The 18,799-nt window shown below is 72.4% G+C and carries 18 protein-coding genes, 1 pseudogene and 1 riboswitch; of the genes and pseudogenes, 7 read left to right on the forward strand and 12 right to left on the reverse strand.

The features are described 5' to 3' along the window. Positions 1 to 36: 36 nt before the first annotated feature. From thiC to Ade02nite_RS13470, 11 genes and pseudogenes are all read right to left on the reverse strand, one after another. Positions 37 to 1,557 (reverse strand): phosphomethylpyrimidine synthase ThiC, encoded by a 1,521-nt coding sequence (gene thiC / locus Ade02nite_RS13420; RefSeq protein WP_203761931.1) that lies wholly within the window; start codon positions 1,555 to 1,557, stop codon positions 37 to 39. Positions 1,558 to 1,630: 73 nt separating this feature from the next. Then, positions 1,631 to 2,392, reverse strand: coding sequence for a bifunctional hydroxymethylpyrimidine kinase/phosphomethylpyrimidine kinase (thiD, locus tag Ade02nite_RS13425; RefSeq protein WP_203761932.1), 762 nt, complete (start codon positions 2,390 to 2,392; stop codon positions 1,631 to 1,633). A 251-nt stretch (positions 2,393 to 2,643) separates the two neighbouring features. Then, a pseudogene (locus Ade02nite_RS49225) lies at positions 2,644 to 3,201 on the reverse strand (thiamine phosphate synthase); the annotation flags it as partial. After that, a complete protein-coding gene (locus Ade02nite_RS13435) occupies positions 3,195 to 3,938 on the reverse strand; it encodes a thiazole synthase (protein WP_203761934.1) in 744 nt (247 codons plus the stop codon). The pseudogene Ade02nite_RS49225 and the gene Ade02nite_RS13435, both read right to left, overlap by 7 nt. Position 3,939: 1 nt before the next feature. After that, the gene (thiS, locus tag Ade02nite_RS13440; RefSeq protein WP_203761935.1) at positions 3,940 to 4,140 is read right to left on the reverse strand and encodes a sulfur carrier protein ThiS; all 201 of its coding nucleotides are present in this window, start codon (positions 4,138 to 4,140) and stop codon (positions 3,940 to 3,942) included. Further along, complete coding sequence (gene thiO / locus Ade02nite_RS13445) at positions 4,140 to 5,135, reverse strand: glycine oxidase ThiO (RefSeq protein ID WP_203761936.1); 996 nt, start codon at positions 5,133 to 5,135, stop codon at positions 4,140 to 4,142. The genes thiS and thiO overlap by 1 nt, the downstream gene beginning before the upstream one ends. Beyond that, the gene (locus Ade02nite_RS13450; protein ID WP_239168728.1) at positions 5,132 to 5,725 is read right to left on the reverse strand and encodes a thiamine phosphate synthase; all 594 of its coding nucleotides are present in this window, start codon (positions 5,723 to 5,725) and stop codon (positions 5,132 to 5,134) included. The genes thiO and Ade02nite_RS13450 overlap by 4 nt, the downstream gene beginning before the upstream one ends. Further along, positions 5,719 to 5,830, reverse strand: a riboswitch (TPP riboswitch). (Overlaps the previous gene by 7 nt.) A 47-nt stretch (positions 5,831 to 5,877) precedes the next feature. Continuing rightward, on the reverse strand, positions 5,878 to 6,303 hold the full coding sequence (locus Ade02nite_RS13455; RefSeq protein ID WP_203761937.1) for a ribonuclease domain-containing protein: 426 nt from the start codon (positions 6,301 to 6,303) through the stop codon (positions 5,878 to 5,880). Between the two features lie 118 nt (positions 6,304 to 6,421). Further along, on the reverse strand, positions 6,422 to 7,615 hold the full coding sequence (locus Ade02nite_RS13460; protein ID WP_203761938.1) for a hypothetical protein: 1,194 nt from the start codon (positions 7,613 to 7,615) through the stop codon (positions 6,422 to 6,424). 107 nt (positions 7,616 to 7,722) lie between these two features. Then, the gene (locus tag Ade02nite_RS13465; RefSeq protein WP_203761939.1) at positions 7,723 to 8,472 is read right to left on the reverse strand and encodes an ABC transporter ATP-binding protein; all 750 of its coding nucleotides are present in this window, start codon (positions 8,470 to 8,472) and stop codon (positions 7,723 to 7,725) included. Further along, positions 8,469 to 9,590, reverse strand: a complete 1,122-nt coding sequence (locus Ade02nite_RS13470) for an ABC transporter substrate-binding protein (protein ID WP_203761940.1) — start codon at positions 9,588 to 9,590, stop codon at positions 8,469 to 8,471. Before Ade02nite_RS13470 ends, Ade02nite_RS13465 begins: the two co-directional genes overlap by 4 nt. Positions 9,591 to 10,000: 410 nt before the next feature. Here Ade02nite_RS13470 and Ade02nite_RS13475 point away from each other — a divergent pair, with 410 nt between their 5' ends. The 4 genes from Ade02nite_RS13475 to Ade02nite_RS13490 are packed head-to-tail and all read left to right on the forward strand — an operon-like array spanning position 10,001 to position 14,331. Further along, positions 10,001 to 12,931: a sensor histidine kinase gene (locus tag Ade02nite_RS13475; RefSeq protein ID WP_203761941.1), complete on the forward strand. Its 2,931-nt coding sequence runs from the start codon at positions 10,001 to 10,003 to the stop codon at positions 12,929 to 12,931. Then, positions 12,928 to 13,335, forward strand: a complete 408-nt coding sequence (locus Ade02nite_RS13480) for a roadblock/LC7 domain-containing protein (protein WP_203761942.1) — start codon at positions 12,928 to 12,930, stop codon at positions 13,333 to 13,335. Before Ade02nite_RS13475 ends, Ade02nite_RS13480 begins: the two co-directional genes overlap by 4 nt. 32 nt (positions 13,336 to 13,367) lie before the next feature. Then, on the forward strand, positions 13,368 to 13,730 hold the full coding sequence (locus Ade02nite_RS13485; protein WP_127499757.1) for a DUF742 domain-containing protein: 363 nt from the start codon (positions 13,368 to 13,370) through the stop codon (positions 13,728 to 13,730). Continuing rightward, positions 13,711 to 14,331 carry a GTP-binding protein gene (locus Ade02nite_RS13490; protein WP_203761943.1) on the forward strand — a complete coding sequence of 207 codons (621 nt, stop codon included), beginning with the start codon at positions 13,711 to 13,713 and terminating at the stop codon, positions 14,329 to 14,331. Before Ade02nite_RS13485 ends, Ade02nite_RS13490 begins: the two co-directional genes overlap by 20 nt. 150 nt (positions 14,332 to 14,481) lie before the next feature. On the opposite strand, the gene Ade02nite_RS13495 is transcribed toward Ade02nite_RS13490, so the two are convergent. After that, positions 14,482 to 15,600 carry a uroporphyrinogen-III synthase gene (locus tag Ade02nite_RS13495; RefSeq protein ID WP_203761944.1) on the reverse strand — a complete coding sequence of 373 codons (1,119 nt, stop codon included), beginning with the start codon at positions 15,598 to 15,600 and terminating at the stop codon, positions 14,482 to 14,484. A 652-nt stretch (positions 15,601 to 16,252) separates the two neighbouring features. Between Ade02nite_RS13495 and rplM the strand changes: the two genes are divergently transcribed. The 3 genes from rplM to glmM all read left to right on the forward strand — a co-directional run bounded on the left by rplM (position 16,253) and on the right by glmM (position 18,707). After that, complete coding sequence (gene rplM / locus Ade02nite_RS13500) at positions 16,253 to 16,696, forward strand: 50S ribosomal protein L13 (RefSeq protein WP_203761945.1); 444 nt, start codon at positions 16,253 to 16,255, stop codon at positions 16,694 to 16,696. A gap of 20 nt (positions 16,697 to 16,716) precedes the next feature. Next, on the forward strand, positions 16,717 to 17,214 hold the full coding sequence (gene rpsI / locus Ade02nite_RS13505) for a 30S ribosomal protein S9 (RefSeq protein WP_239168729.1): 498 nt from the start codon (positions 16,717 to 16,719) through the stop codon (positions 17,212 to 17,214). 140 nt (positions 17,215 to 17,354) lie between these two features. Further along, positions 17,355 to 18,707, forward strand: a complete 1,353-nt coding sequence (gene glmM / locus Ade02nite_RS13510; protein WP_203761946.1) for a phosphoglucosamine mutase — start codon at positions 17,355 to 17,357, stop codon at positions 18,705 to 18,707. Positions 18,708 to 18,799 lie beyond the last annotated feature (92 nt).

Here is an 18,799-nt window from a genome sequence, read left to right on the forward strand (position 1 = left end):
GGCCAGCGTGCTGGCCGGCAGGCGACACGAGAGTTGTCAGCGGGTCGTCAGCGGGACGTAGACCTTGCTGCCGCCCTCGACGAACTCCTCGGACTTCTGGGCCATGCCCTTGGCCTTCAGCTCGTGGCTGATCTTCATGGAGCAGAACTTCGGGCCGCACATCGAGCAGAAGTGCGCGGTCTTGGCGGCGGGGGCGGGCATCGTCTCGTCGTGGTAGGCGCGGGCCGTCTCGGGGTCGAGGGCCAGCTCGAACTGGTCCTCCCAGCGGAACTCGAAGCGGGCCTTGGACAGGGCGTTATCCCAGGCCTGGGCGCCGGGGTGGCCCTTGGCCAGGTCGGCGGAGTGCGCGGCGATCTTGTAGGCGATCATGCCGGCCTTCACGTCGTCCTTGTCGGGCAGGCCCAGGTGCTCCTTGGGCGTGACGTAGCAGAGCATCGCGGTGCCGTACATGCCGATCATCGCGGCCCCGATCGCCGAGGTGATGTGGTCGTACGCGGGCGCGATGTCGGTGGCGAGCGGGCCGAGGGTGTAGAACGGCGCGCCGCCGCAGAGCTCCACCTGGAGGTCGACGTTCTCCTTGATCTTGTGCATGGGCACGTGACCGGGGCCCTCGACCATGACCTGCACGTCGTACTCCCAGGCGCGGTGGGTCAGCTCGCCCAGCGTGCGCAGCTCGGCGAACTGGGCCTCGTCGTTGGCGTCGGCGATCGAGCCGGGGCGCAGGCCGTCGCCGAGGGAGAACGTGATGTCGTACCGCGCGAAGATCTCGCAAAGCTCGTCGTAGTGGGTGTAGAGGAAGTTCTCCTCGTGGTGCGCCAGGCACCAGGCGGCCATGATCGAGCCACCGCGCGACACGATGCCGGTGACCCGGTCGGCGGCCAGGGGCACGTGCGGCAGCAGGACGCCGGCGTGGATCGTCATGTAGTCGACGCCCTGCTCGGCCTGCTCGATGATGGTGTCGCGGAACAGCTCCCAGGTCAGCTTGACCGGGTCGCCCTTGACCTTTTCGAGCGCCTGGTAGATCGGCACGGTCCCGATCGGCACCGGCGAGTTGCGCATGATCGCCTCGCGGGTCTCGTGGATGCGCGGTCCGGTGGACAGGTCCATCACCGTGTCGGCGCCCCAGCGGGTCGCCCACGTCATCTTCTCGACCTCCTCGGCGATCGACGAGGTGACCGCCGAGGTGCCGATGTTGGCGTTGACCTTCACGAGGAAGCGCGACCCGATGATCATTGGCTCGGACTCGGGGTGGTTGACGTTCACCGGCAGCACCGCGCGCCCCGCGGCGATCTCCGAGCGGACCAGCTCGACCGGCACGTTCTCGCGGATCGCCACGAACTCCATCTCGGGCGTCGTCTCGCCGGCCCGGGCCGCGGCGAGCTGCGTCTTGCGGGTGCCCCACGGTTTGCGCAACGGCGGCAGTCCCACCGCCGGATCGCTGCCCGGCCCCGAGGTGTCGTACAGCCGCACGGGGTCGTTCCCGTCGCTCAGCACGACCTCCGAGAACGGCACGCGCATGTCCGGCCGCGGTCCCTCGACGTACACCTTGCGCCTCATGCTTTTCCTCCCCAATCGGTATAAAACCGGCGGTGAGCGGCAGCGCGGAACCCCGCGCCGGCGCCGCCGGAGCTCAGATGAAGTGGTGCAGCGGGCCCGGCCCGGCCCCCAGATGCCAGTCCCGGCCACCGGCGAGCGCGGCGGCCACATACCTCTTGGCCTCCCGCACCGCGACCGGCACCGGATCGCCCGCGGCAAGGCGCACCGCGACGGCCGACGAGAAGGTGCAGCCCGAACCGTGGTTGTTGCGCGTCGGCACCGGCTCGCCCGGCAGCAACTCGGCGGTGCCGTCATGCCACAGCACGTCGGTCGCCATCTCGCTGCCGGTCACCACCACCGCGCGCGCCCCGCGCTTCGCCAAAGCCTCCGCCGCGGCGACCATGTCCTCGACCGAGTCGACGGTGCCACCGGTCAGGGCGGCGGCCTCCTCACGGTTCGGGGTCAGGACGCAGTCGTACGAGACCAGCGGCGCGACGGCCGCGGTGTCGGCGAGGCGGGCGCCCGAGGTGGCGACCAGCACCGGGTCGACGACGAGATGGGGCAGGCGGTGGGCGTTCCGGACGATCAGGTCGGCCACGGCGGGGTCACCGATCATGCCGACCTTGACGGCGGCCACCGGGAAGTCGGCCAGCACCGCGTCGAGCTGGGCGGCGACGATGTCGACGGGGATGGGGTGGATGGCGGTGACGCCCAAGGTGTTCTGGGCGGTCACGGCGGTGATTACCGAGGTGCCGTAGGCGCCCAGGGCGGCGAAGGTCTTGAGGTCGGCTTGGATGCCGGCGCCGCCGCCTGAGTCGGAGCCGGCGATGGTGAGAAGCACGGGGGGAGTTGTCATCGGGGGGCCGTCCCGGTTGGCATGGTTGCGCCGGTTGGCCGGGTCGCGCCGGTTGGCGTGGTTGCGCCGGTTGGCATGGGCGCCTCGGGTGGCCTGGTCGGCCGGTCGCTTGTCGGGGCCGCGTTGTCCACAGTGCGCGGTTGTCCACAGGGGGCTCCGCGAAGATCGCCGAAATCGGGGAGACTGACCGATGGGGGCTCCCCCTTGGGAGGGCGGGCCCTGTGGGGGTGGGGGTGATCTTGGGGGGCGGCGAACGCGGCGGCCAGCTCGGCGGCCGTCCGTTCCGGGTCGCCCGACCGCATGACGGCTCCCATCACGGCGATCCCGTGAGCGCCCACTCGCGCGCAGTCCGCCGCCCGCTCCGGCGAGTCGATCCCGCCCAGCGCCAGCCACGGCACCTCCCCGGCGAGAGCCGCCGCCTTCGCCGGCCCCAGCGCCGGCCCGTACCCGGGCTTCGTCGCCGTCGGGTAGATCGGCGAGAGCGTCACATAGTGCTCAGTGGACAGTGCCGGCGCCGAGTGGGCGGAGCGCCCGATCAGCTCCACGCCGCCGTCCGGCAGCGGGTCGGCCTCGGCCAGGTGCACCGCGTCCCCGCCGAGCGGATCGGGGCCGGCGACGATCAGGCGGCCGGGCGGCACCAGGTCGCGCAGCCGGGCCGCGAGGGCCGCTCTTTCCTCGTACGGCAGGTCTCGCTCGCGGAGAACGACCCAGGCCGCGCCGCCGCGGACCGCCGCCCGGACCACCTCGGTCAACGGCGCGTCGGCGGATCGGCGGTCGGTGAGCACGACGAGCCCGGCGGGGGTCACCACTGCGCGAGCCCGTCGTCCGAAGTGGACGCCAGCGCGTGGAAGCGGCGCGGGATGCGGCCCGCGGTGTAGGCGAGCCGGCCCGCCAGCACCGCGTGGCGCATCGCGGCGGCCATCGCGGCCGGGTCGTCGGAGCGGGTGATGGCGCTGGCGATCAGCACGGCGTCGCAGCCGAGCTCCATGGCGAGGGCCGCGTCGGAGGCCGTGCCGATGCCCGCGTCGAGGACGACCGGGATGTCGACGCTCTGCCGGATCAGCCGGATGTGGTGCGGGTTCGAGATGCCCAGCCCGGAGCCGATGGGCGAGCCGGCCGGCATCACCGCGGCGCAGCCCACGTCGGCGAGGCGGCGGGCGAGGATCGGGTCGTCGCTGGTGTACGGCAGCACGGTGAACCCGTCGGCGACCAGCGTCTCGGCGGCCCGCAGCAGCTCCACCCCGTCGGGGAGCAGCGTGCGGTCGTCGCCGATGACCTCCAGCTTGATCAGGTCGGTCTCGAAGGCCTCGCGGGCCATGTGCGCCGTCTTCACCGCGTCGCCGGCCGTGTAGCAGCCGGCCGTGTTCGGCAGCACCCGCACGCCCAGGCGGTCGAGCATCGGCAGCAGCCCGGGGCCGGCCGCGTCGACGCGGCGCAGGGCGACGGTGACCAGATCGGTCTCGGCGGCGACGATCGCCTCCTCGAGGGCCGCGAGGCTGTTGGCGCCGCCCGTGCCGAGGATCAGCCGTGACTTGTCGAAGAGCATGTCAGCCTCCCTGCGCCGCGGTCAGCACCTCGACCGCGTCGCCTTCGGCCAGCGGCACGGCGGCCCACGCCGAGCGGGGCACGACCTCGCCGTTCACCGCCACCGCGACGCCGCGCCGCGCCTCGGTGAGCGTCTCGACCAGGGCCTGCACCGACAGTTGCGTCTCGGTGTCGAGGCTGCGCCCGTTCACGGTCAGCCGCATCAGAACCTCCTCGGGTCGAAGTCGGGATCTCCCTGCTCGCCCAGCACGAGGCCGGCGATGAGCTCGGCGGTCACCGGGGCGAGCAGGATGCCGTTGCGGTGATGGCCGGCGGCCACCAGGACGCCCGGCTCGAGCTGCCCGATCAGGGGCGCGTTGTCGGGGGTGCCGGGGCGGTGCCCGACGGTCGTCTCGGTCAGCTCCAGCTCGGCGAGGCCGGGCACCAGCTCGATCGCGGCGCGCAGCAGCTCGTAGACGCCGCCCGCGGTGACCTGGCGGTCGGTGCGCTCCTCCTGGGTGGCACCGACGACGATCTCGCCGTCGTGACGCGGCACCACGTAGACCGACCGGCCGTCGACCGTCGCGTCGAGCACGTGGCGCAGCAGCCCGGGTTCGCCGCGTAGCCGGAGCACCTGGCCCTTCACCGGGCGCACCGGCAGGCCGGTGAGCTTGGCGGTGCCGCAGCCGGCGGCCACCACGATCGTCGACGCGTCCACGTCGGACAGGGCGTCGACCCGCTTCGGCACGATCCGGTCGCCGAGCCTCTCGCGCAGCGCGGCGACCACCCGGCGCGGGTCGACCTGGCGCTCGCGGGGCGAGTGCACGCCGATGCGTACCCGGGGGGAGAGGGCCGGCTCCAGCTCGCGCAGCTCGCTCGGGCGCAGCAACGGAAGCTGTTGCTTGGTCCAGAGCCGGGCGGCCTCGGCCACGTCGTCGGCGGTCATTGCGAGGCTCAGCGTGCCGGTGTCGTCGTAGCCCACGTCGACGCCGAGCCCGGCCGCGAAGCCGGGCCACAGGTCGGCGGACCGCTCCATGAGCCGCACCAGCGCCGGAGCCTCGAAGACGGACTCGCCGCCGGGGGCGAGCATGCCCGCCGCGACCTGCCAGGCGCCCTCGTCGCCGCCGTCGAGGACGGTGACGTCCTTGCCGTGCTCGGTGAGCCGCCAGGCGATCGACAGCCCGATGATGCCGCCGCCGACGACCACGATCTCGCTCATGCCTCGCCCCGTTCGTCCAGGGCCGCGAGGAACGCCTTCGCGGCGCCGGCCGGGTTCGCCGCGATCGCGGAGATCGCGGCGACGCCGTACGACCGCAGCAGCCCGACCCGATCGGCGGTGATCCCGCCGATGGCGACGACCGGCGTGCCCGGCACGGCGGCGACCACGGCCGCGATGCCCTCCGGCCCGATGGGGCTGGGCAGCCCGATCTTGCTGGTGGTGGCGAACGCCGGGCCCGTGCCGAGGTACGAGGCGCCGTCCCGCACCGCCGCGACCGCGGTCTCGGGCGTGCGGCAGGTCGCCCCGACGATCGCCTCGGGACCGAGGACCCGCCGTACGGCGGAGACGGGCAGGTCCTCGGCGCCCACGTGCACGCCGTCCGCGCCGGCCGCCAGCGCCACGCCCACCCGGTCGTCCACCAGGCAGAGCGCGTCGCCGGCGGCGCGGCACACGTCGAGCGCGGCGACGGTCAGCTCGTACGCCGCACGATCGGAGGTCTTGACACGCACCTGGATCGCGACCGGCCCGTGGCCGACCGCCCCTCGCACGACGTCGAGCGAGTCGGTGACGATGTGCAAACGAGGAAACAACGAACGCTCCTCCCTGCGCCGGCATGATCCGGATCAGGTTCGACGGTCGGGGGCCGCGTCAGCCCCCCTCTCAGCCCGGTGCACCGGACTCCCGTGGGTTGTGTTCGGACCATAACCGGTCCCGCGCCGAAAAAGCTAGCGTGCCCGATGTCTCAGAGTTTGTAGAACGTCACGTAGTGGTCCGGCGTGAACCAGGTCTCCCTTGTGGACCGGTTGACCACGATGCGGTACGCGTCCCGGGCCGCGCCGCGGGCTCGGGGATAGACGTCGTACTCGCTGTAGGTGGCGTTCAGGGGCAGCTGCTGCTCGCGATTCTGGAAGGTGCCGCCGGTGTAGTTGTACTGGCCGTACGGCCACGAGTACCAGCCGCTGCCGGTCGGCCAGCCGAGTGACGACCAGCCGGTGCGGGCGGTGCGGGCCGCGGAGCAGCGCGAGATCGTGCAGCTGTTGTAGACGGCGGCCTGCGCCGCGTCGGTGGCCGTGGGTGCCACCACGGCCGGCGCCACCAGGGCGGTGCCGGAGAGGGCGAACACCATCGCGATGCCGGCGAGGAACCGGCGGAGGCGGTCAAAGGTCATGATCGGACTCCGATGCCGTCGCGGGTCGTGGGTGACCCGATTGCCTGACATCGTGGGGCCCGGGGGAGGCCGCGCGGTACCTCCCTGGCGGATCATTCCATTGACGTTCGTCTATGCTTTACCGCCCCAGGCCGCTGACCCAGTCGGTCAGCTCGCCGCCCTTGCCCTGCTGCTGCTGTTGCTGCTGGCGGCCCTGCTGCGGGGTGAAGCCGTCGAACGAGGGCGACGGCAGCACGCCGGTGTCCGACGGGCGCAGCTCGTGCTCGGGGCGCTGGGCGGCCGCCGCGGCGCGGGCCGCGACGCTGGCGCGGCCGGTGATCGCCTGGGCGGCTCCGGCGCCGGGCGGCGGACCACCCGCCGGGCCGGAGGGAGCCGGGCCGCCGGCGGCCTGGGCGATCGCCGAATCGGGCTGCGCGTCGCGGCGGGGCAGCGGCGGGCGTGCGGCCGTCGGCGAGCCGTCGCCGGGAGCGCCGGCCGGGCCGCGCCGGAGCACCGCGGCCAGCACGGAGCCGAACACCCCGGCGCCCGCGGCGGTCATCGCCGCCCAGTAGGGCACCTCCTGGTAGCGGTCGGCGCCCGCGCCGGGGCCGGCGATCAGGTAGGCGATCGTGAGCAGCGCCGGGCCGGGCAGGCCGGCCAGCGCGATGGCCGGCGTCGACAGGCCGCGGCCGCGCGCGATCAGCCCGATGGTCAGCCCGCAGAGCAGCGCGAGCGCCGGCATCGTGAAGAGCGCGGCCTGGTCGGTCACCTTGTCGGGCAGGACGCTCAGGTCGAGCACGCCGAGGCGTGCCGAGGGAAGCTCCTGACCCTGGCGCAGGGACGGCGCCACCGAGGCGAGCGCGACGAGCCACGTGGCCACGGTCAGGGTGAGGACGCTCCAGCGGGCGACGGCGCTGAGCAGGACGGCGTACGCCGCGAAGATGCCGACCGCGGCACCGAGCGCGGCGCACGCGCCCACCACGAAGACCGGGTCGACGCCGGGGACCACCAGGCCGCGGGCCGGCTGCATGGTGAGCGGGAGGATCGCGGCCGCACCGAAGCCGGCGACCACCGCGGGGACGAAGCGGGCGCCGGCCGGGGCGCGCTTGGGCAGCTGGCTGCGGCCGACGGCGGCGCCGATCGCGGCGGCGGTCATCGCGAACCAGGCCACCCAGGCCAGCTGGGCGATCCACTCGTCACGCGCGGTGACCTCCACGGTGCGGGTGAAGCGCAGCACGCCCAGCCCGTAGGCCAGCCCCAGCTGACTGGCCCCGCCCAGCGCGGCAACGCCGAACGTGGCACCCAACAACTTCGCCCAGGTGCGGAAAGTCATGCCCGGCACGTTACGGAATCCCCTCCCGTGAACGCCACAGGGACGTCCGATTCTTAAGACAGTCCAAAATCCCGCTTAGGGGGACCCATGTACGCAGCGTGATCCGCTCACGCCATCAAGAGATCATGGAGCTGGGCGCTGCACCGGGCCACCTCGTCGAGATGGGCGGTGCGGCCCAGCGTGCGGGGCCGCGGGATGCGCACCTCGAGGATCTCGCGGACCCGGCCCGGCCGCGGGCTCAGCACCACCACGCGGTCGGCGAGCAGCACCGCCTCGTCGATCGAATGGGTGACGAAGACGGTGGTCGCTTCCTGCTCCATGTGGATGCGCTGGAGCTCGACCGACAGCTCCTCGCGGATCAGCGGGTCGAGCGCCGAGAACGGCTCGTCCATCAGCATCACGCGGGGCCGGCCGATCAGCGCGCGGCACAGCGCCACCCGCTGCTGCATGCCGCCCGACAGCTCGTGCGGCAGCCTCTTCTCGAAACCGGCCAGGCCGGTCAGCGTCAGCAGGTCGTGCGCCCGGTCGCGGTACTCGGCCTTGCGCCAGCCGAAGATCTGCACCGGCAGCAGCACGTTGTCGAGCACCGATCGCCACGGCAGCAGGGCCGGGCGCTGGAACATCATCGCCACGTCGCGGCGCGGCTTGACCACGCGGTCGCCGGAGACCTCGATGTGGCCGCCGGTCGGCGGGAGCAGGCCGGCGATCAGCCGCAGCAGCGTCGACTTGCCGCAGCCGGAGCGGCCGACCACCGCCACGAACTCGCCGTCGGCCACCTCGAGGCTCACGTCGCGCAGCGCCTCGACCGTGCCGGAGCGGCCCGTGAAGGTGCGCGAGACGCCCTCTATCCGGATCACGACGCCAGCCGCCAGCGGCCGGCGCGCGCCACCAGCACGGTGAGCGCCTGCGGCATCAGGCCGGAGTGGTTGTCCGGGGTGAGGCGGATCGGGCCGGAGAGGCCGTCGACCTGCGAGGTCTCGAGGATGTCGCGGATGCCGTCGCGGTCGGTGCCGACCCGGGCCACGGCGTCGGCGATCAGGTCGGCGGCGTCGGCGGCGAACGAGGCCACGCCGGAGTAGCTGCCGTAGCGGGACGTGTAGTCGCGGAACCACTGCTTGCGCGAGGACTTCGCCGGGGTGGTCGCGATGACGTCGTCGATCGCCAGGATCTGGGTGAAGACCATCCGCACGTTGTTGGTGGCGGCGGCCGAGGCCGGCGGGAGGAACAGGTCGCTCGCCGCCGCGGCGTCGAAGTAGACCCGGCCCTTGTAGCCGACCTGCTGCACGCCGATCGCGGCGAGCTGGGCCTGGTCGGGCGCGGTCAGCACGACGATCGCGCTCGGGTTGCCGTCGGCGAGGGTGCCGATCGCCTGGGTGATGTCGGTGGCGGTGGGCTTGACCGCGCGGGCGGCCTGGCGGCTGATGCCGGTGCCGCGCAGCTTGTCGGTGAGCGCACCGAGCGCGCCGCGGCCGTACAGGTCGTCGGCGTACAGCACCGCGATGTTCTTGGTCTTCGCCTTGGTCAGCTCGGTCACCATCGCGGCGGCGTTGTCCGCGGGGTTCGGGCCGATCTTGAACATGTAGCGGCGGTTCGCGACCGGGGTGGCGACCTCTTCGGCGGCGCCCAGCGAGATGACCGGCACCTTCTTGTCGTTGATCGTCTTGGCCGCGCCGACGGCGCACTGGTCGCAGGCGCCGGTGATGATCGCGGCGACCGACTTGTCGTCCGCGAAGGCGCTGATGTTGCGCAGCGAGGACGTCGGGTCGTTCCGGTTGTCCTGGGTGGTCAGCTTGAGCTGCCGATCGCCGAGCTGGCCCGAGGCGTTGATCTGCTCGATCCGCAGCTGGAGGGCGCGCGCGTACGCCGTGTCGACCGCCGACGAGTTGTTGAGGTCGGCGGCGATGGTGACGACCTCGGACGCTGCCGGCTGGTCGTCGTCCGAGGAGCAGCCGGCCGCACCGGCGACGAGGAGCATCGATGCCACGGTGGTTGCCGCGGTGATGCGGGGGAGCCGCACTGCGGTTGCCTCCTAGAAAGGCGATACGGACAAGTTGTCCGTTCGAACGCGCCAAACCTTGCCAACGTGAGGGCCCCTGGTCAAGCAGAGGTCCATCGATGGAGCGAGACGCTTGTCTCATATATTGGTTGGAATCTTGGGATTTGATCGTGACCGAGTAATCACGGATTGTCGCGGTCGGGATATTCGAGCACGTCAACGAGCCGCGAATGTCGAATGTGGAACTGACAGTGCAATGAACAGTCGGACTCCGCGTTCGTTTCGGGGAGTTTCCGGGCTTCCCAAACAGATGTCCGTTCTGATGAAATTCCCGGGCCGCAGCGCTCAGGCGGGCGAAGAGACACGGGGATGACCACGGAGGAGAAGTCGTGAGCACCGGATCTTCGACCCAGGTGGCACGCCGTGGTGTCTTCCCCCGGCTGCGTGACGCCCGCATCCGGGCGAAGCTGGCGTTGATCCTGCTCGTGCCCCTGGCCGCCGTCGTCGTGCTGGCCACCACGCGGCTCATCGACATCGGGCAGCGCGCCTCCGAGGCCGGCCAGGTCGAGGAGCTCACCAAGCTCGACACCGACATCTCGGCGCTGACGCAGCTGCTGCACACCGAGCGCATGGCCGCCGCGGCGTTCCTGGCCGCGCCCGCCGGCGCGCGCCCCGACGCGTACGACGCCTCGGTCCGCAACACCGACGCGCAGATCGCCGTCTACCGCGGCCACCGCGCCGGCGTCGGCGATCCGCCGGGCGCCGTGCGCGACCGCCTGGCCCGGATCGACGATCACCTCAACACGATGGACGCGACCCGCACCGCGGTGAGCAAGCGCGAGGGCATCGCGGTCGCCGAGGCGGTCTCCCGCTACGGCGTCGTCATCACCGACCTGGTCGCCTACGGCGAGTCGGTCAGCCAGGTCGCGGGCGACGGCGAGGTCGCCGACAGCCTGCGCGCGCTCTCCGCCTTCGCCCGCGCCAAGGCGGGCACCGCCGAGCAGGAGGCGGTCTCCTACGCCGCCCAGGTCTCCGACGACCTCAGCGAGGAGCAGCGCACCGCGTTCATCGCGACGCAGACCAGCCAGCAGGAGGCGCTCACCACCTTCTCGCTGGTCGCGAGCGGCGAGCAGCGCGCCCTCGCCGACAAGGTCGTCAGCGGCGACGCGGTCAACCTGGTCGACGGCGTGGCCGGCCGGCTGGGCCGCGGCGAGGCGGTGCCGGCCACCGACATCACCTACGCGTTCGGCGCGGTCGTCGACCTGATGCGCTGGGCCGAGCAGCAGCTCGAGAGCAAGATCGTGGCGGCCGCCGGTGACGACCGCGACGCCGTCGTGCGGCAGGCCGCGATCGAGTCGGCGCTGGTGGTGCTCGTGCTGATCGTCGCGATCGCGCTCGCCGTCATCCTGGCCCGGTCGCTCAACATGTCGCTGCGCCGGCTGCGCGAGGGCGCCCTCGCGGTGGCCAACCGCGACCTGCCGGACGCCGTCGCCAAGCTGCGCGACGCCCGCAACCTCGGCGAGGGCGGCGCCGACGACATCGTCCGCCAGGTGCGCGACCCGATCAAGCTGGACAACCGCGACGAGGTCGGCCAGGTCGCCCAGGCGTTCAACGTGGTGCACCGCGAGGCGGTCCGCATCGCGGCCGAGCAGGCGGCGCTGCGCACCAGCGTCTCGACGATGTTCCTCAACCTGGCCCGGCGCAGTCAGTCGCTGGTCGACCGGATGATCGGCGAGCTCGACCAGATCGAGCGCAACGAGGAGGACCCGAAGCGGCTCGCCCAGCTCTTCGAGCTCGACCACCTCGCCACCCGGATGCGCCGCAACGACGAGAACCTGCTGGTGCTCGCGGGTGCCGACTCGAGCCCGCCGCGCCGCGAGGACGCGCTGCTGGTCGACGCGCTGCGCGCCGCCCAGTCCGAGGTCGAGCTCTACAACCGCATCGAGTTCGGCACCGTCGACACCGACATCTCGATCGCGGCGCTCGCCGTCAACGACGTGGTCCGGCTCGTCGCCGAGCTGCTCGACAACGCCACCCGCTTCTCGCCGCCGACCACCATCGTGGTCGCCGACGGCCGCCGCATCCGCGACTACGTGGTCATCCAGGTCGAGGACCGCGGGCTCGGCATGTCCGAGGAGCAGATGGACCAGCTCAACCGCCGGCTCGCCGAACCGCCCGATGTGGACGTCGCGGCGTTCCGCCTGATGGGCCTGGCCGTGGTCAGCCGCCTCGCCTCCCGCTACGGGATCAAGGTGGAGCTGCGGGCCAACCTCGAGGGCGGCACGGTCGCCCAGGTCACCCTGCCGAGCAGCATCGTCGTGCTGCCCCGGCGCACCGACACGTTCGGCGGCCCGCGGCCCGAGCTGAGCGCGCCCACCATGGGCGGCTGGGCCTCCCGCGCCGCGACGGCCACGCTGCCGACCATCACGCCCGAGCCCGAGCCGGTCGCCGAGCTCCCGGCCCACCCGTCGCTGCCGGTCTTCCCGTCGCAGCGCCCGCCGAGCGACCCGGACGTCCGGCCCACGCCGAACCGCCCGCCGCTGCCCACCCGGGTGTCCAAGACGATCGCCCAGACGCAGAGCGCGCCGACGATGAACGGCTTCACCCCGACCGTCTCCTCGGCGCCCCCGGTCTCCCCGGTCCCGCCGGTCTCCTCCGCGCCGCCGGTCTCCTCACCGCCGGTCTCCTCCCCGCCGGCGCCGACCGGCGGCTGGGGCGCGGCGCTCGCCGCGATGCCCCCGGTGCCGGCGCAGCCCGTCGCTCCGCCGGCCGAGGACCGCAGCGAGGCCCCGATCTTCGTGCAGATGCAGCAGAGCTGGTTCCGCAACCACGAAGGCGCGAGCCAGGAGCAGTTCGGGATGCCGACGGCGGGCTTCCGCCCGCCGCCCAACGAGAGCGTGGCGCAGGCCGCACCCCCGACCGTGCCCAAGCCGGCGGCCCCCAAGCCGGCAGCTCCCCAGCCGGCACCGGCCCCCGAGAAGCCGGCCGAGAAGCGTACCGAGCACAATGGACCGTCGGTCCCGAGGCAGCGCCCCGCTGAGGAGGACCGATGGAAGACCGCGGCGGACGAGGGATGGAAGCGGGCCATGGCGGCGGCTGAACCGGTCGACGCCGGGACCACGAAATCCGGCCTCCCCAAGCGCGTCCCGCAGGCACAGCTCGTGCCCGGCGGCGTGCAGGCCGGCCCCAGGGCCCAGAACCGCCGCAGCCCCGACGAGGTGCGCGGGTTGCTGTCCGCCTACCACCGGGGAGTGCAACGCGGGCGGACGGACGGCACCGCCGAGTCCGCCGCCTTCCAGGCTAAGGAGACCGAACAGTGACCAGGCCCCCCACCATGCAGGACATGGGCTGGCTGCTCAACAACTTCGCCAACAGCGTCGCCGGCATCGCCCACGTCGTGGCGGTGTCCGCCGACGGCCTGCTGCTGGCGGCCTCACGCGACCTGCCGGCCGATCGGGCCGACCAACTCGCCGCCATCACGTCCGGTGTGGTCAGCCTGACCGACGGGGCCTCACGCATGTTCAATGCCGGCACCGTGCAGCAGACGATCATCGAGATGGAGAGCGGATACCTCTTCCTCATGTCGATCAGCGACGGCTCCGCGATGTCCGTCCTCGCCGCGCGCAGCTGCGACGTCGGCCAGGTGGGCTACGAGATGGCGTTGCTGGTCGAGCGGGTCGGCGCGGCCCTCTCGCCCGCCGCGCGTGAAGCAGTCAGTCATTAGTCGCCGTACCGCCGGAACGGGGTGAGAACCGGATGGGCCAGCCACAGGACCCGCGAGGCAACCTGGTGCGCCCGTACGCGGTCACCCGCGGCCGGACGGAACCACGCCGTGACATCCCGATCGAGGCCGTACTGGTCGCCAGCCAGGCCGGCCTGCAAGAAGCCCGGTTCGCCGGGCATGACAAATACCGCATAGCCGTGCTGTGCGAGGCGAAAGCGCAGTCCTTGGCCGAGCTCTCGGCGCTCACCCGGTTGCCGCTGGGTGTCGCGCGGGTGCTCGTCGCCGACATGGTGGCCGACGGGCTGTTGTCGTTGCACAGCGCCGCTCCCAAGACTGGTTTCACGGAGCGGATGGATCTGCTGGAAAGGGTGTTGAGTGGACTTCGCAAGCTCTGAGCGGGCGGGGGCGCAACCCAAGGAGATCACCTCCGCGAAGATCGTCATCGCCGGAGGCTTCGGCGTCGGCAAGACGACGCTGGTCGGATCGGTCTCCGAGATCGAGCCGCTGACCACCGAGGCCGTGATGACCTCGGCCGGCCAGGGGATCGACGACGCGTCCAAGGTGCCCGGCAAGGGGACCACGACGGTCGCGATGGACTTCGGCCGCATCACCATGGCCGACGACCTGATCCTCTACCTTTTCGGCACGCCCGGGCAGACCCGCTTCTGGTTCATGTGGGACGAGCTGATCCGCGGTGCGGTCGGTGCGGCCGTGCTGGTCGACACCCGGCGCATCGCTGACGCGTTCGCGCCCCTCGACTACTTCGAGAACCGCCACCTGCCGTACCTGGTCGCGCTGAACTGCTTCGACGGCGCTCCCCGGTACGAGCCGGAGGAGGTGCGGGAGGCGCTCGCGATCCCGCCGCACGTCCCGCTGATCATGTGTGACGCGCGGCATCGCGACTCGGTCAAGCAGGTGCTGGTCGGCGTCGTCGAGCACGCCATGGCGACGCTGGTGGCCGAGCAGTCCGGCGGCTATCCCGCGCCCGTGGGCTGACGATCAAGATCAAGGGGTCGTAGGTGGGTGGGGCGTGCGGACCGCTGCTCCCGCCGAGGGCCGCGGCGGGGTGAGCAGGGCGCCGGCGCGCCCAGAGCGCTCACCCCACCACGGCGACGTGCGTGAGTGGTCGCGCCTCGAGCAAGCCCTTCACCCGGGTAACCGGTAGCCGCGCTTCACCACCGTCTGCACCACGCCGGGCGCCGAGAGCCCGGCTCGCAGGCGGGCGACGGCCATCTCGACGGCGTGCTCGTCCGCACCCCGGGGAAGGGCGTGCAGCAGGGCGGCCCGCGACAGGACCCGGCCCGGAGCCGCGGCCAGCGCGCGCAGGACGGCCATCGGTGCCGGCGCCAGCGGGCGCAGCTCTCCGTCCACGATCGCTGCGTGGCCACGCAACGTGATGGAGTGCCCGGCCACTTCCAGGGAGAGGGCCCGCTTGGGCAGTTCGTCGACGATCGTGCGCACCAGGGCGCTGAGCCGGGCGCGCGGCGGCGCGACCACCGGGATGTCGTGGCGGCGCAGCGGAGCGGCGGTGACCGGCCCCACGCAGGCGACCAGGACGTCGGAGCGCAGCGCGTCGACGAGGGCGTCGCTGCCCGGGCCGGCGGCGCGCATCAGGGCGGTCACGGCCGGCGCGGCGGTGAAGGTCACCGCGTCCACGAGGCGCCCGGTGATCAGGTCGACCAGGCGGTGCAGCGGCGCCGGGTCGGTGGGCGGAGCCCAGCGGTAGACCGGCACCTCGATCACCCGGGCCCCGGCCTCGCGCAGCGCCTCGGTGTATTCGGGCTGGCTCTCGCCGTGCAGCTGCATCGCGACGGTCAGGCCGGCGATGCCCCGGGCCCGGAGGTGGTCGAGGACCTCCTCGTAGCCCTCGCCCTCCGGCGACCACTGGTCGTGCAGGCCGGCCGAGCGCACCGCCGCGCGGGCCTTCGGGCCGCGGGCCACCAGATAGGCGCGGGAGAGCACCGCGCGCAACGGCTCGGCCAGGCCCCAGCCCTCGGCGGCCTCCAGCCACCCGCGCATCCCGATGCCCGTGTTGACCAGCACGATGTCGGGCGGAGTCTCCAGGCAGGCCCGGGTGGCGGCCCGCAGCTCGGCGTCGTCGGCGATCGGGACGATCCGCAGCGCCGGCGCCAGCACCACGCGGGCGCCGCGGCTCTCCAGCAGGGCGGCCAGCTCGTCGCGGCGGCGGTCCGAGGTGACACCGACCGTGTAGCCGGAGAGCGCCGCGGCCGGCTCGGCCAGCGCGGCCGCCGGGATGATCACCATTGCTTCTTGTCGAGAAGTCGCGACGCGGCCGGCCGGTCCACCGAAGGGCACGCTCGGAGCCCGCCGTCCTCAGCGTCGACCCGCTCCCATGTCACGCCTGCGTTCTCCGCCGTACCTCCGGCCGGCGCGCGCCGCGACCTCTCTTCGCCCGACCGGGGAACCGGTCCGGCGTACACCGTCAGGTCCGTCCTCAACCCTGACGGTGGCCTTTCCATGGTGCGCCGCCCTCGAGCGCGCCGGCGAGAGCCGGCCCGCGTCGTCGAGGTCTCCGCACCGATGGGCATGACGGAAGCGTGCCGCCGGGGAATTTCACCGGTGCGTCCCGTTTGTTTCGAGCCTGCTAACCGTCGCCGGGTTGTGACCTTCGTGACCTTGGATCCCGGTGCCGGGCGTGTTCACAAGGCCGGGTATGCTGGACGGGCATATGTTTGGAGGTCGCGTCGGCCTGGGCTTCTCACGAGGGGCTCCTGAAGGCGATGGCGGGGCCGCCGATCGCTGTGACCCTGCACGTTTTGACCACGCGCCGCGCAGCCGGGTATTGTTGCCTGCTGTTGTGCGACAGCTGCGAGCGTGCCCCCCGGGGTAGGCTTGATGTTCGCGTTCGACGCGACCAGCGCGCGACCCCAGACCGACGACAAGACAAGGTAATTCTGTGCGTACGTACAGCCCGAAGCCGGGTGAGATCGAGCGTCAGTGGCACATTATCGACGCTTCTGACGTCGTCCTGGGCCGCCTGGCCACCCACACCGCGAACCTCCTGCGCGGCAAGCACAAGCCGACCTTCGCGCCGCACGTCGACACCGGCGACTACGTGGTGATCATCAACGCCGGCAAGGTCGCTCTGACCGGCAACAAGCGGCAGACCAAGGTCGCCTACCGCCACTCGGGCTACCCGGGTGGTCTCAAGCAGGTCGGCTACGAGGAGCTGCTCACCAAGCGCCCCGAGAAGGCGATCGAGCTGGCCGTCAAGGGCATGCTCCCGCACAACAAGCTCGCGCGGCAGATCATCAAGAAGCTGAAGGTCTACCCGGGCGCTGAGCACCCGCACGCCGCCCAGCAGCCCCAGCCGTTCGAAATCACCCAGATCGCGCAGTGAGCGCGGGAGAAGGCAGCAGCATGTCCGACATCATCGAGCCCGAGGTCGTCGAGACCGTCGAGGAGCCCGCTGAGACGGTCGTCGTGGTCGAGACGCCCGCGCCGGCCCCGGTCCGCGCCCCGCGTCCCGGTGACCGTCCGATCCAGACCGTCGGCCGCCGCAAGGAGGCCATCGTCCGGGTGCGCCTCGTGCCCGGCAGCGGCAAGGTCATCTGCAACGGCCGTGACCTGGAGAACTACTTCCCCAGCAAGGTGCACCAGCAGCTCATCCGCGAGCCGCTCGTCACCGCTGAGAAGGAAGAGCAGTTCGACGTGATCGCCAACCTGCGTGGTGGCGGCATCACCGGCCAGGCCGGCGCGCTGCGCCTCGGCATCGCCCGGGCGCTCATCACCAACGAGCCCGACGACCGTCCGGCTCTCAAGAAGGCCGGCTTCCTCACCCGTGACGCCCGCGTCAAGGAGAGCAAGAAGTACGGTCTCAAGAAGGCCCGTAAGGCTCCGCAGTACTCGAAGCGCTGATTTTGCGCCGAGTCTGACACGGCCGGGTTGCGCCCCCTCGGGGGCCGCGGCCCGGCCGTTTGCGTTCCCTCCCCTTCAACGACGCAAGCACCCCGGATCGGCCCGTCCTCCTTCAGGGCCGCCGGCGAAAGGACACCGCCATGGGGCGACTCTTCGGCACCGACGGCGTACGCGGGCTCGCGAATGGCGACCTCCTCACCCCCGAACTGGCCCTGTCCGTGGCGGTCGCGGCCGCCCGCGTGCTGGTCGAGAGCGACGGCAGCCACCCTCCGCTGGCGATCGTCGGCCGTGACCCGCGGGCCAGCGGCGAGATGCTCGAGGCGGCGGTGGTCGCGGGCCTGACCAGCGCCGGCGCCAACGTGGTGCGGGTCGGCGTGCTGCCCACCCCGGCGGTGGCCTACCTGGTCGCGCAGACCGGCGCCGACCTGGGCGTGATGCTGTCGGCCTCGCACAACCCCATGCCCGACAACGGGATCAAGCTCTTCGCCGCGGGCGGCACCAAGCTGCCCGACGAGCTCGAGGAGCGCATCGAGAAGGCGATCGAGGACGGGCACGCGCTGATCGGACGGCCCACGGGCGCGGCCATCGGCCGGGTCAACGACCTGCTCGACGGCGCCGAGCACTACATCAAGCACCTGGTCGGCTCGACGCCGCACTCGCTGGCCGGCATCAAGGTCGTGGTCGACTGCGCGAACGGCGCGGCCAGCGAGGTCGGCCCGGTGGCCTACGAGGAGGCGGGCGCGGAGGTCATCGCGATCCACGCCGAGCCGGACGGCCTCAACATCAACGACGACTGCGGCTCGACCCACCTGGACAAGGTGCGCGCGGCGGTGCTGGAGCACGGCGCCGACCTGGGCCTGGCGCACGACGGCGACGCGGACCGCTGCCTGGCGGTCACGGCGTCCGGCGAGGTCGTCGACGGCGACCAGATCATGGCGATCCTGGCGCTGGCGATGCGCGACGCGGGCACGCTGACCGACGACACCCTGGTGGCGACGGTGATGAGCAACCTGGGCCTGCGGATCGCGATGAAGCAGAACGGCATCACGCTGCTCGAGACCAAGGTCGGCGACCGGTACGTGCTGGAGGAGCTGAACGCGAAGGGCCTGGCCCTGGGCGGCGAGCAGAGCGGCCACATCGTGATGCCGGCCTACGCGACGACCGGCGACGGCGTGCTGACCGGCCTGCACCTGATGGCCCAGGTGGCGGCGAGCGGCAAGTCCCTGGCCGACCTGGCCGCTGTGGTGCACACCCTGCCCCAGGTCCTGATCAACGTGAAGGTCGGCGACCGCGAGGCCGGCGCCGCGGCCCCCACGGTCCAGGCGGCGGTGGCCCTGGCCGAGGACGAGCTGGGCGAGACCGGCCGCGTCCTGCTGCGCCCGTCCGGCACCGAGCCCCTCGTCCGCGTGATGGTCGAGGCCGCCACCGAGGAGCAGGCCCGCACCGTCGCCGAGCGCATCGCCGACGAGGTCCGCGCGGCCAGCCCCGCCTGACGTTCTCCCGCCCCTGGGCCGGCTCCCGTTTCGGGGCCGGCCCTTCGGCTTTCAGCGGCCTCCTTGCCCTTTTGCCGGGCTGCCGCTGTCCT

The sequence above is a fragment of the Paractinoplanes deccanensis genome (genome assembly GCF_016862115.1).
In the GTDB taxonomy this organism is placed as follows: domain Bacteria; phylum Actinomycetota; class Actinomycetes; order Mycobacteriales; family Micromonosporaceae; genus Actinoplanes; species Actinoplanes deccanensis.